Source organism: Streptomyces sp. WM6386, assembly GCF_000972385.1.
Lineage (GTDB): Bacteria > Actinomycetota > Actinomycetes > Streptomycetales > Streptomycetaceae > Streptomyces.
Genome location: NZ_JXTE01000119.1, coordinates 1 through 12,538 on the forward strand (window position 1 = coordinate 1; position 12,538 = coordinate 12,538).

Annotated in this window: 13 protein-coding genes; 3 read left to right on the forward strand and 10 right to left on the reverse strand. The window is 68.2% G+C overall.

Annotated elements, in window-relative coordinates; genetic code table 11:
• Nucleotides 1-539: peptidoglycan DD-metalloendopeptidase family protein (locus tag TN53_RS39150; RefSeq protein WP_046263615.1), on the forward strand; the 539-nt coding region annotated here is incomplete at its 5' end.
• Here the strand turns inward: TN53_RS39150 and TN53_RS39155 are convergent.
• Nucleotides 540-1,568, reverse strand: a complete 1,029-nt coding sequence (locus TN53_RS39155; protein ID WP_046263616.1) for a hypothetical protein — start codon at nucleotides 1,566-1,568, stop codon at nucleotides 540-542.
• Nucleotides 1,569-1,572: 4 nt separating this feature from the next.
• Entirely contained in the window at nucleotides 1,573-2,433 is an 861-nt protein-coding gene (locus TN53_RS39160; protein ID WP_046263617.1) for a nuclease, read from the reverse strand.
• Between the two features lie 308 nt (nucleotides 2,434-2,741).
• On the opposite strand from TN53_RS39160, the gene TN53_RS39165 reads away from it, so the two are divergent.
• Entirely contained in the window at nucleotides 2,742-3,386 is a 645-nt protein-coding gene (locus TN53_RS39165) for a hypothetical protein (protein ID WP_046263618.1), read from the forward strand.
• 361 nt (nucleotides 3,387-3,747) lie between these two features.
• Entirely contained in the window at nucleotides 3,748-4,359 is a 612-nt protein-coding gene (locus TN53_RS39170; protein ID WP_046263619.1) for a glyoxalase, read from the forward strand.
• A gap of 181 nt (nucleotides 4,360-4,540) precedes the next feature.
• On the opposite strand, the gene TN53_RS39175 is transcribed toward TN53_RS39170, so the two are convergent.
• The 8 genes from TN53_RS39175 to TN53_RS39210 all read right to left on the reverse strand — a co-directional run.
• On the reverse strand, nucleotides 4,541-5,224 hold the full coding sequence (locus tag TN53_RS39175) for a response regulator (protein ID WP_046263620.1): 684 nt from the start codon (nucleotides 5,222-5,224) through the stop codon (nucleotides 4,541-4,543).
• Nucleotides 5,225-5,317: 93 nt separating this feature from the next.
• A complete protein-coding gene (locus TN53_RS39180) occupies nucleotides 5,318-5,986 on the reverse strand; it encodes a potassium-transporting ATPase subunit C (RefSeq protein WP_046263621.1) in 669 nt (222 codons plus the stop codon).
• Nucleotides 5,987-5,991: 5 nt separating this feature from the next.
• Nucleotides 5,992-8,124, reverse strand: a complete 2,133-nt coding sequence (gene kdpB / locus TN53_RS39185) for a potassium-transporting ATPase subunit KdpB (RefSeq protein WP_095046971.1) — start codon at nucleotides 8,122-8,124, stop codon at nucleotides 5,992-5,994.
• The gene (kdpA, locus tag TN53_RS39190; RefSeq protein ID WP_046263623.1) at nucleotides 8,121-9,785 is read right to left on the reverse strand and encodes a potassium-transporting ATPase subunit KdpA; all 1,665 of its coding nucleotides are present in this window, start codon (nucleotides 9,783-9,785) and stop codon (nucleotides 8,121-8,123) included. The genes kdpB and kdpA overlap by 4 nt, the downstream gene beginning before the upstream one ends.
• 7 nt (nucleotides 9,786-9,792) lie before the next feature.
• Entirely contained in the window at nucleotides 9,793-9,882 is a 90-nt protein-coding gene (gene kdpF, locus TN53_RS44510; RefSeq protein WP_016434100.1) for a K(+)-transporting ATPase subunit F, read from the reverse strand.
• Nucleotides 9,883-10,082: 200 nt separating this feature from the next.
• Nucleotides 10,083-11,204, reverse strand: coding sequence for a DUF4037 domain-containing protein (locus tag TN53_RS39200; RefSeq protein ID WP_046263624.1), 1,122 nt, complete (start codon nucleotides 11,202-11,204; stop codon nucleotides 10,083-10,085).
• 60 nt (nucleotides 11,205-11,264) lie between these two features.
• Entirely contained in the window at nucleotides 11,265-11,858 is a 594-nt protein-coding gene (locus TN53_RS39205) for a short chain dehydrogenase (protein WP_046263625.1), read from the reverse strand.
• A 368-nt stretch (nucleotides 11,859-12,226) separates the two neighbouring features.
• Nucleotides 12,227-12,538: DNA-directed RNA polymerase subunit alpha C-terminal domain-containing protein (locus TN53_RS39210; RefSeq protein ID WP_046263626.1), on the reverse strand; the 312-nt coding region annotated here is incomplete at its 5' end.

The window sequence follows — 12,538 nt, forward strand, 5'->3', positions numbered from 1 at the left end:
AACAACGCAAACAGGGCTTCAAAGGAACCGACGCCGACGGCATACCGGGCCCCACCTCCCTGACCGCCCTCGGCCGCCTCACCGGATTCTCCGTCACCGCCAAAGCGGCACGCCCCGCGGCACCGCGCCCCGCCTCGGGACGAGTCGCTTCCCCCGTGCCCGGCCACAAGGTCACCTTCCAGTTCTTCGAGCGCGGCAACTACGCCTGGAAGCCCGACGGCGTCGGCCGGCACACCGGACAGGATTTCGCCGCCGACCCCGGTGACCCCGTGGTCGCCGTACGCAGCGGCACCATCGCCTGGTCGAACAAGAACGGCGGTGCGTACGGCGACTGGATCGGCCTGGCGGCGGACAACGGCCACATCTACACGTACTGCCATCTCTCCCAGCGCCAGGTACGCACAAACCAGCACGTCAAGGCAGGCCAACAACTGGGCAAGGTCGGCAGCACGGGCAACTCCACCGGCCCGCACCTGCACTTCGAGATGTCCAAGGGCCGCACCTGGTCCTACGGCAATGTCGCCAAGCCCAGTTGGTGACTACGGGGGCAGGGCCCTGACCGGGATGCGGACGAGCACCTCCTTGACGCCGGCGCCGACGCCCGACAGGGCCGAGAAGAGCCCGCCGCCCACCCACGCAGCGGTCGGGACCAGGAATACGGCCCCGATCGCCAGGACGGCCAGAGCTGTCGCCACGCTCGCGGTGTAGTCCTCCGCACCGGTCGTGATCCTCAGCTGCACCTGGAGATCACCGGACACCTGGGCCTCGCCCTGCGTGACCGGGTGCGACTTGAAGACGGGCACGCTCCCGGTGTAGATCACCGTGCGCTCCACCGGCTCGAACTCCAGGCGCAGGAAGGCGGTTTCGTCCCCGATGGTGCCGCCGATCCGGGGCGTCCCGTCGGGCCCCGCGCCGATGCTGACGGCCGCGAACAGCGACCCGATCGCACCCCTGGACTCCGACCGCAGACGCGAGCAGAGCTGATCCAGAGCGACTCCCCCGATGACCCGCGCACTGCCGGAGGCCACCGCCGTGTCCAGGGCCCCGAAGTCGGGGGCCACCTCACAGCCCACGCTGTACGCTTCCTGGCTCCAGGAGACCTTCAACGGGCCGTTCACCCACAGCTCCATATGAAGGCCGGGGCCGTCCCATTCCGCGACCTGGCCCCTCAGGGTGTAACTCAGCGAGGGCCAGGGGGCGGTGGCGTTCTGCGGCAGCTCGAAGACCTCGTAGTGCGACACAGCGAGCAGCAGCGGGGTGCCGGCCTCGGCGGGAGCGCTGCCTGGATCGACCAGATACATCAGCCGGTTCCAGGTGCCCGCGTTCACATCCACCCTGGTGTCGGCGACGAGGCCCTCCTGGACCGACTGGAAGGACCGGATGGCCTGACACAGCTCGTACGAGGCGTGGCCGTCCCCGATCGGCGGGAACGCCTCCAGCGGTGTCCCACCGGCCGGCAGGCCGACCGCGTCGAGGAGTTCGGCGATCTGCTGCTGATCGGAGGCGTGGTTGGGGCACTGGGTCCCCTCGTTCGTCAGCCCGACCGGTCCGCGCAGTCCCCAGGGCACGGCGTCAGGAGTCCTCGAACAGCAGGTCCTCGGACGGATGCGTCATCCGCAGGGTCTGGCCGTTCGTGACCTCCACGACCCGGTGCAGGCCCACGCAGCGCTCGCCGGTGGAAAGGATGGAGTAGCGGTCCCTGGCGCCGGCGAGGTAGGCCGGGACACAGGTCAGGGGCATGGAGAGCTGGAGGTAGTCGACCATGCGGCGGAACAGCTTCGGCAGGAGCACCACGTCGTCGGTCAGGGAGGCCAGGCCGGTGATCTTCGCCCCGGTCGTGGTGACATCGCCCGGCCACAGGCCCCGCGCCGCCTCTCGGGCCTCCTTCGACGCTGTGGCCATCTCCACCCGCAGGCTGGTGAACAGACTGCGGTAGAACGTCGGGTACACCAACCCGGCCGTGAGCAGATGGTGGTTGACCGTCGTCCTCAGCACAGTGACGTCGACGTCGATCTCCAGGCCGCTCGTCCCTGGCGCGGGTCCGCGCCCTGCCAGCGCGATGCAACGACCGTGGACATCGGAACCGCGGGTGAGCACGAACCCGGGAACGGTCTCCGGCGTGGTGGCGGTGACGGTCTCGTCCGGACGGCGCTGAACGTCGGTGAAGCCAAGCCAGTTGAGCAGCTCGTCGCGTGCGGCGTGAGCAAACTGCAAGGGCTGGTGGACACGGTTGGCGCCGTAGTGCGTCTCCAGCGCGTCGATCGCGTCCAGCCGCAGTTTCGCGCGGCCCGCCGCGCTGTGCTCGACGGCGCGTCCCAGCCCGCCGCCGACCAGGCTCCACTGCGAGGGGTCGTCGGCCGTGAAAGCGACCGTGTCCCCGTCCGGCTGCGAGCCCTTGACGTCGTAGAAGCCCTTGATAAGCAGCATCGGCATGACGACTCCTCCGCGGGTTCCACACGAATGGACGCAGATCGCCGGCGCCGAAGCCCCTCCCGTACGGCTCGTCAGGACCACCCGCACAGCTCGTCGTCCCCCTACTTCGAATGGTGCGCCTCCCACAGTGGTTCCGCACCTCAGGGATACCGGCCTCGCCCATGGCCACGACAGGCGCGAAGGAGCCACAGAGCTCGAGGAATGTCCCGTTGGACCCTGTGCAGTGGCCTCGTGGTCTGGTGAGGCCCAGGATGGAACCGGCAAAAGCCGTGAACTGTCACATGTGCCGCCGGAAGGGGCTTGACCGCATGAGTGCCGACGTCTCCCAGGCAGAGGGCCCCTCACAGCGTCGCCGGACCGCGACCTCGGTCGTCGGGCTCGTGCTGGCGGCCGTAAGTGTGGCGGCGCTCGTCTCGTGCAGTACCGACAGCGACGGTGACGACGCCTCCTCGTTCAGCCCGACTCCTACGGCGCCCGACACGGCTTCGTTCTCCGGCACATCGCCGTCCGACCTGGCCTCGATCGGGGCGTCCGTGAAGGCGTCCGCCAAGGAGGCGGCCTCGGCCGCGGCCTCCTCCGCGTCCGCACGGGCCTCGGCGTTCGAGGCATCGGTGTCCGCCGAGACCGTACGCGCCAATGAGGCGGCGCAGAAGGAGCTCGCGGACGTCGAAGGCCGGGGCAACGCGACGGCCGACGTCTCGATGACCGGCCTGCCGCGCGCCGAGACGGGCGGTCTGCTCGCCCTCGTCGTGAACATCACCAACCGCACGGACGAGACCGCCTCCTACGCCGTTCAGGTCGACTTCCGGGACCCGAGCGGCAAGGTTGTCGAGACACGCTTCGTCGGTGCGCAGGACCTCAAGGCGGGCGAGCGGGCGCAGCCGCTGGCCATCAGCCGCAAGCCCGCCGAGCCGAAGCTGACCGCCGAGATCGCCAAGGCCCAGCGCTACTGAGCCCGGCTCGCGGCGGCCTCGACGACTCGACCTGCGTACATGACGTACACACGGTCGCGGCAGGCGCCGGCCGAACAGTGGCGGCCGAACGAGCGCAGAACTGTGCCTCGTTCATCGTTGGTGCTTGGGCCCGGCGGAAAGCGCCGGGAGTGACACCGGTGTGTCGGGTGACCATCTCGACCGCTGACCCGGCCGTCAGAGCCCCCCTCCCGCGGGTCGGCGCCACATCCACCGAGCAGGCACCGACCCGGGAGCGAAAGGAAACCGTCGGCGACGCCCTCAGAAGCTCGCCACTCACGGCCGACAACACCGGTCAGGATTCGAGAAGCGATGGCCGTCGAGGTTCCCTAGCGTGAAGGGCATGACCTCAATCGACTGCATCACCCTGGAAGTGACCGACCCGGTGGCCGCCGAGCAGTTCTACTCGGACGCCTTCGGCCTGGGCAAGGAGGTGCGGCTGCGGGCCGCAGAGGCACCGACCTCCGGCTTCCGCGGGTTCACCCTCTCGCTCGTGGTGTCCCAGCCGTCGATCGTCGACGCCCTCGTCGGCACCGCACTCGACGCCGGTGCCACCACCCTCAAGCCCGCCAAGAAGTCGTTGTGGGGCTACGGCGGCGTCGTTCAGGCCCCGGACGGAACCATCTGGCAAATCGCAAGCTCCTCGAAGAAGGACTCCGGCCCGGACAGCCGGCAGATCGACGAGATCGTTCTGCTCCTGGGCGTCTCGGACATGGCGGCGAGCAAGCGGTTCTATGTCGACCGTGGTCTCACGGTGGCGAAGAGCTTCGGCAGCAAGTACGTCGAGTTCGACTCCTCGTCGAGCCCCGTCAAGCTGTCCCTTTACGGGCATCGCGGCCTGGCCAAGGTCGCGGGCGTGTCGCCGGAGGGCGCTGGATCACATCGGCTCGCCATCGGCAGCGATGCGGGGCCCTTCACCGACCCGGACGGCTTCGCTTGGGAGCCTGTGGCATGAGGTGCCGAACCCTGGATGGGGCTCCTGGAGCCTCGTACGTCGCTGCACGGCGTCGGCGATGACCGCTGTCACGAGCTTGTTGACGGCCGCCGTGGCCGGCGGGCCGGCAGGAGAGCATGGCGCAGGTCTTGCCGGCGCCGGCGCCGCGCCGACGTAGATCCGAAGCCTGCCGCGTCCCATGTCATCCCTCGAAGCGGTAGCCCATGCCGGGCTCGGTGATCAGATAGCGGGGGTGGGAGGGATCCGTCTCCAGCTTGCGGCGGAGCTGGGCCATGTACACGCGCAGGTAGTTCGTCTTGCTGCTCTGCGAGACGCCCCACACCTCCTGGAGAAGGTGCTTCTGTGTGATCAGCCGCCCCGGATTGGTCACCAGGATCTCCAGCAGATGCCACTCGGTCGGGGTCAGCCGCACGTCCCGCCCGTCGCGGACGACCTTCTTGGCCAGCAGGTCGACGCTGAAGTCCGCCGTCTCCACCAGCGTCGTCTCGGGGACGAGGGGCGCGTCCTCGGTACGGCGGACGGCGGCCCGCAGGCGGGCCAGCAGTTCGTTCATGCTGAACGGCTTGGTGATGTAGTCGTCGGCGCCTGCGTCGAGCGCGGCCACCTTCTCGTCGGAGCCCTGCCTGGCGGACAGCACCAGGATGGGCATACGGCTCCAGCCGCGCAGGCCCTTGATGATGTCGACGCCGTCCATGTCGGGCAGTCCGAGGTCGAGCAGGACCACGTCGGGCTGACGGGCGGCGGCGAGCCGGAGGGCGGTGGCGCCGTCGGGGGCGGCGTCCACGCCGTACTTGCGTGCCTGCAAGTTGAGGGCGAGGGCCCGTACGAGCTGCGGGTCGTCCTCCACCACGAGCACCCGGGTCATGGGTGTTGGCCTCTCCTGTCTTCATGGTGGTGGGAGTCGGCGGTCCGGGGTGCTTCTCCGGCCACCGAGTCCCGTCCGGGTCGCGCAAGGCCGTCAGTTGTTCGCTACGAGGTCCTTGAGCGCGATGTTGAGTCCGAGGACGTTCACTCGGGGCTCGCCGATGAAGCCGAGCGTGCGTCCTTCGGTGTGGTCGTCTACCAGCTTCTGCACCTGGGCGACGGTCAGGCTGTTCTTCTCGGCGATCCGGTGGATCTGGAGGTCGGCGTAGGCCGGGGAGATGTCCGGGTCCAGGCCGGAGCCGGAGGACGTCACCGCATCGGTGGGCACCTCGGACGCCTTGACCTGGTAGTCGGAGGTCGAGTTGTCCTTGATGACGGCGGCCTTGGCGGCCTTGACCCACGCGATCAGTTCGGGGTTGTCACCGGAGCGGTTGGTGGCACCGGACAGGATCAGCGAGTACTGCGTGTTGACGCTGTTCGTGCCGAGGCCGTTCTGCGGGCGGCCCTGGAACCACTTCAGGTCGGGCGACGCGCTCTCCTCGCCCTTCTTCAGCGGCAGGTTGTACGACTGCCCGATCAGGGCGGAGCCGACGACCTTGCCGCCCGCCTTGACCTCGGAGCCGTTCGCCTTGTTGTGGAACAGGGCCTGGGCGATGCCGGTGACCACCAGCGGGTAGATGACACCCGTGACCAGGGTCAGCACCAGGAGGGCCCGCAGGCCGGCTCCGAGCAACCGGGCAGTGTTCGTAACGGAGTTGTTCATGGCGGTCAGCCGATCCCGGGGATGAGGGAGATGAGCAGGTCGATGAGCTTGATGCCGATGAAGGGGGCGATCAGTCCGCCGAGGCCGTAGATCGTGAGGTTGCGGCGCAGCATCTTGTCGGCGCTCACTGGCCGGTACTGCACACCCCGCAGGGCCAGCGGCACCAGCGCGATGATGATGATCGCGTTGAAGATGACGGCGGACAGGATCGCCGAGTCCGGCGAGGACAGGCCCATGATGTTGAGCTTGTCCAGGCCCGGGTAGACCGCCGCGAACAGCGCCGGGATGATCGCGAAGTACTTCGCGACGTCGTTGGCGATGGAGAACGTGGTCAACGCGCCCCGGGTGATGAGGAGTTGCTTGCCGATCTCGACGATCTCGATGAGCTTGGTCGGGTTCGAGTCGAGGTCGACCATGTTGCCGGCCTCTTTGGCGGCCGATGTGCCGGTGTTCATCGCGACACCGACGTCCGCCTGCGCGAGCGCGGGCGCGTCGTTCGTCCCGTCACCGGTCATCGCGACCAGCTTGCCGCCCGCCTGCTCCCGCTTGATGAGCGCCATCTTGTCCTCGGGAGTCGCCTCCGCGAGGAAGTCGTCGACGCCCGCCTCCTCGGCGATCGCCTTGGCGGTCAGCGGGTTGTCGCCCGTGATCATGACGGTCTTGATGCCCATGCGGCGCAGCTCGTCGAACCGCTCCCGCATGCCCTCCTTGACGACGTCCTTGAGGTGGATGACCCCGAGCACGCGCGCGCCCGCAAAGTCCTCGACAGCCACGAGCAGCGGGGTGCCGCCGGCCTCGGAGATACGGTTCGCCGCCGTGTCCGCGTCCTCGGCGACGGTGCCGCCCTGCTCCTTGACCCAGGTAATGACCGAACCGGCCGCACCCTTGCGGATCTTCTTGCCGTCCACGTCCACACCGGACATGCGGGTCTGGGCGGTGAAGGCGATCCAGTCGGCTCCGACCAACTCGCCCTGGTGGCGCTCGCGCAGGCCGTACTTCTCCTTCGCCAGTACGACGATGGAGCGGCCCTCAGGCGTCTCGTCGGCCAGTGACGAGAGCTGGGCGGCGTCGGCGAGCTCGGCCTCTGTCACCCCGCTCACCGGCACGAACTCGGATGCCTGGCGGTTGCCGAGGGTGATGGTGCCCGTCTTGTCGAGCAGCAGCGTCGACACGTCACCGGCGGCCTCGACCGCGCGCCCCGACATGGCCAGTACGTTGCGCTGGACCAGCCGGTCCATGCCCGCGATGCCGATCGCGGAGAGCAGGGCGCCGATCGTGGTCGGGATGAGGCAAACCAGCAGCGCCACCAGGACAACCATCGTCAGGTGGGTGCCCGCGTAGTCCGCGAACGGCGGCAGGGTGGCCACGGCGAGCAGGAAGACAATCGTCAAAGACGCGAGCAGGATGTTCAGCGCGATCTCGTTCGGAGTCTTCTGGCGCGCGGCGCCCTCGACGAGGTTGATCATGCGGTCGATGAAGGTCTCGCCCGGCTTCGTCGTGATCTTGATGACGATGCGGTCGGACAGCACCTTCGTACCGCCGGTCACGGCACTCCGGTCGCCCCCCGACTCCCGGATGACCGGGGCCGACTCACCCGTGATCGCCGACTCGTCGACGGAGGCGACGCCCTCGACGACGTCACCGTCGCCGGGGATGATGTCGCCGGCCTCGCAGACGACCAGGTCGCCCACGCGCAGCTCGGTGCCGGGAACCTGCACTTCCACGGAGCCGTGGAGCCGACGTGCGACGGTGTCGGTCTTGGCCTTGCGCAGGGTGTCCGCCTGCGCCTTGCCCCGGCCCTCGGCGACGGCCTCCGCGAGGTTCGCGAAAATGACCGTGAGCCACAGCCAGGCGCTGATCGCCCAGCCGAACCAGTCGCCCGGGTCCTTGAAGGAGAAGAGCGTCGTCAGCACCGAGCCGACGAGGACCACGAACATCACCGGGGACTTCACCATCACCCGCGGATCGAGCTTGCGGAAGGCGTCGGGCAGCGACTTCACCAGCTGCTTGGGGTCGAAGAGACCCGCGCCGACACGTCCTTCGGCGGGCTTGTTCCCGGTGGGTACGTCACTGTGCGGCGCCCGGGTCGGGGTGACTGCGGACATGGAGTCCTCTTGATTCGTTACGTCGGTGGTCATGACGCCAGCCCCTCGGCCAGCGGGCCCAGCGCGAGGGCCGGGAAATAGGTCAGACCGGTGATGATCAGGATCGCGCCCACCAGCAGACCGGTGAACAGCGGCTTCTCGGTGCGCAGCGTGCCCGCGGTGGCCGGCACCGGTTTCTGCTCGGCGAGCGAACCGGCCAGCGCCAGGACGAACACCATCGGCAGGAAGCGGCCGAACAGCATGCACAGACCGAGCGTGCTGTTGAACCACTGCGTGTCCGCGTTCAGGCCGGCGAAGGCCGAGCCGTTGTTGTTCGAGGCGGACGTGTAGGCGTACAGGATCTCGGAGAACCCGTGCGCCCCGCTGTTGGTCATCGAGTTGCCCGGCGTGGGCAGCGCCATCGCGGCGGCGGTGAAGACGAGCACCAGCGCCGGGGTGATGAGGATGTAGCAGGCCGCCAGCTTGATCTCGCGGGTGCCGATCTTCTTGCCCAGGTACTCGGGCGTACGGCCGACCATCAGCCCGGCGATGAACACCGCGATGATCGCCATGATCAGCATGCCGTACAGGCCGGAACCGGTACCGCCGGGCGCGATCTCGCCCAGCATCATGCCGAGCATCGTGATGCCGCCGCCCAGCCCGGTGAAGGAGGAGTGGAAGGAGTCCACCGCACCGGTCGAGGTGAGCGTGGTCGCCGTGGCGAAGATCGACGAGCCGCCGACGCCGAAGCGGACCTCCTTGCCCTCGTACGCCCCGCCCGCGATGTCGAACACCGGACCGTGGTGGGCGAACTCGGTCCACATCATCAGGGCGGAGAAGCCGATCCAGATGGTGGCCATGGTGGCGAGGATCGCGTAACCCTGCTTGAGGGAGCCGACCATGAGGCCGAAGGTGCGGGTCAGCGCGAACGGGATGACGAGAATCAGGAAGATCTCGAACAGGTTGGTGAAGGGCGTCGGGTTCTCGAAGGGGTGGGAGGAGTTGGCGTTGAAGTAGCCGCCGCCGTTGGTGCCGATCTCCTTGATGGCCTCCTGTGAGGCGACCGCACCGCCGTTCCACTGCTGCGAGCCGCCCATGAACTGACCGACCTCGTGGATGCCGGAGAAGTTCTGGATGGCCCCGCAGGCGACCAGGACGATCGCCGCGACGAAGGCACCTGGCAGCAGGATGCGGGTGACGCCGCGCACCATGTCGGACCAGAAGTTGCCCAGTTCCCCGGTGCGCGAGCGGGCGAAGCCGCGTACGAGCGCCACCGCGACGGCGATACCGACTGCCGCGGAGACGAAGTTCTGCACGGCCAGACCGGCGGTCTGCACGACGTGGCCCATCGCCTGCTCGCCGTAGTACGACTGCCAGTTGGTGTTCGTGACGAACGAGACCGCCGTGTTGAACGCCTGGTCCGGGTCGATGGAGGCGAAGCCCAGCGAGCCGGGCAGGACGCCCTGGAGCCGCTGGAGCAGATAGAGGAACAGGACGCTCACGGCCGAGAAGGCGAGTACTCCGCGCAGGTAGGCGGGCCAGCGCATCTCGGAGTTCGGGTCGGCGCCGATACCCTTGTAGATCCACTTCTCGACCCGCCAGTGCCGGTCGGAGGTGTAGACCTTGGCCATGTAGTTGCCGAGCGGGATGTGGACCAGCGCCAGCGCGCCTATGAGGGCGAGCAGTTGCAGGACGCCGGCGAGTACGGGACCCATCTGTGTCTCAGAACCTCTCCGGGAAGATCAGGGCGAGGACGAGATAGCCCAGCAGGGCGACGGCCACGACGAGGCCGACGATGTTCTCGGCGGTCACAGCTTCGTCACCCCCTTGGCGACGAAAGCCACCAGCGCGAAACCCGCGATCGTGACGATGACGAAGGCCAGATCGGCCATCGCGAACTCCTGGAGTGAGGTTCGTTGGAAAGGGACAGCTAGAGGAAAGCGCCCCTTTGGCCGGATCGGACGTCCGTTGACGCCTCCCTTACGGTGGTGCCCACGGCTTTGACGGAACTCTTACGGCTTCGGGGCAGAGGTCTCAGGCAGAGAGCCGAGGGCCGCGTGGGTGGCGGCACGCGACAACGCCGGATGGGCCAGGACGTCGGTGCTGTCGACGAACTGATCGACGGTCCCGATCACGGGCAGGCAGCGGACCTCCGGGTCGGTGATGCGGGCGATCAGCGCCGCGGTGAAGCGTTCGGCGTGCAGCACCTGAAACGGCCTGCTGTGGTAGCGCCGCGTGGCGGGATCGACCGGGTCGGTCAGGCCGAGATCGTTGTGCACGGCCGCGACCGTCTCGTAGGCGCGGGCCAGGTGGTGCTCCCGGGTGTGCCAGTCGGCGGCGGTGAGTGCCGCGGTCAGGACCGGAGTGAGGGCGGATGCCTGCGGGGTGCGGGCAAAGGCGCTGCCGAGCCATTTGCTGTACGGCGGGTAGCGGCGCTCCATCAGCAGGCACAGCCGCATCAGATCGCGCACCAGGCGGGCTGCGACGACAGCGGAACCGAGTTCGTCTCCCACCTCCCCGCAGCGGCCGACGAAGGCTTCCTCCTGGGAGATCCGCTGCCACTGGCAGGCCAGGAGGTACAGCCACAGCTCGTGGGGATACCAGGCGAGGCCGGCGCGGGCCGGAGCGAGTTCTCCCAGGCCGTCGTGGAAGACGGCACCGGCCGTCACCTCGGCGAGGCGCTGGGTGGGGGCGGCCAGCCAGTCGCCGACCGTGACGTCCCGGCACGGGTCGAAGCCCAGGTGGTCGGTGAACCAGGCACCAGGGTCTGCCACTTGGACTCGGTGGTGGACGGGGCCGTCCGTTGTCCGCATGACCCCGATGCCCGCCTCGCCGGTGGCGGCGAAGTGTGTCGGATAGCCGTGGAAAGTCTTCGGCAGGCGTTCGCCGAGCAGTGCGGTGATCCTCGGGCCATGGCGGGTGACTTCCTGCGGGTCGAGGAAGATCTGCAGGCGGGGTCCCCACTCATGGTCAGCGGAGCGCGCGGTGTCGAAGCCGAGAACTTCCGAGCCGCTGCCCAGACGGGCAGCAGAATGCACCACCCCGGGAGCGGCTTCGTCCAGCAACGGCCGCACCGCCTCGAAGTAGAAGCGACGCGAGAGATCCAGCCCAGGAATGAAGGACGCCGTGGTCATGCCCGGGAGACTGCCGCACCGGCATCCGGCCGGTCGACAGCTTTTCCCCTTCGGCGGCTGTCAACGGGGCAGTGGCCTCAAGATCTGTCCTTGCATATCTCCCCTGACTGCCTGGATGTAGGCGTACGCAACGTCGCTCGACGGCGTGCCTGGCCGGTTGTCCATACCGAGCTTCTCGAGTGTCTCCTTCACCCACCCTGGGCTGACGACGTTCACTCTCAGCCCGCGGGGCATCTCGATGGAGGCGGCTTGGACGAACGCCTCCAGTCCCGCATTGACAAGAGCGCCGAACGAGCCGCCTGGCGTGGGCTCGTGAAAGACGCCGCTGGTGAGAGTGATGGAGCCGCCGTCCCGCACATGGTTCAAAGCCCGGCGCAACAGCAACACTTGCCCCATCAGCTTGCCTGTCAGACCGAGAGTGAACTCGTCGTCGGAAGGAGAGGTGAGCGGCGTCAGCCGGCCGCTGGCCGCGCAGCAGATCACCGCATCCACCGTGCCGACGGTCGCGAACAGGGCGTCGATGGAGGCCGGCACCTCCAGGTCGACCCGTGTGCTGCTGTTGCGCGAAGCCCGTATCACCTCATGCTCGGTCTCCAACCTTTCAGCGACCGCTCGCCCGATGGTGCCGGTCGCTCCGATGACAAGGGTCTTCATACGGTGTCCTTCCGTCGGCGTCGCGGTGCCGGGCTGCCCGGTCACGTGATCAACGATCCCGGCAGTCCGTTGCAGTGGTCCAATACCTGCTTCCATAACCAGGTGGCATGGACATCGCCCGCAGGGCAGACGACCAGAACCTCGTCGCCGACGTCGATCAATTGAAACCCGGCCCCTGGCCACCTCGCCAGGGGCCGGGACACCCCTTGCAGCACGCAGTGCACGGACACCGAGCACAGAACCGGACCCGCCCAAAACACAGGCGGGTCCGGTTCCGATGGCGGCGATCGAGCGACGAGCCCCTTCAGGAAGGGGCGCCCTGCCGATCGTCATCGGCCGTGCCCTCCCGCGCGGCTCGCCGCGCCATTTCAGTACTGCTCGGTCTCCACGAAACCGGCGTCCGCGTCGTCGTCCGCGCCGAAGGCGGCGGCGGTCGGGTCGAATCCGGGCGGGCTGTCCTTCAGACCCAGGCCCAGACCGGCCAGCTTCGCCTTGACCTCGTCGATGGACTTCGCACCGAAGTTACGGATGTCCAGGAGGTCCGCCTCCGAGCGCGACAGAAGCTCGCCCACGGAATGGACGCCCTCACGCTTGAGGCAGTTGTACGACCGAACGGTGAGCTCCAGCTCCTCGATCGGCAGCGCCAGATCAGCGGCAAGGGCGGCGTCCGTGGGGGACGG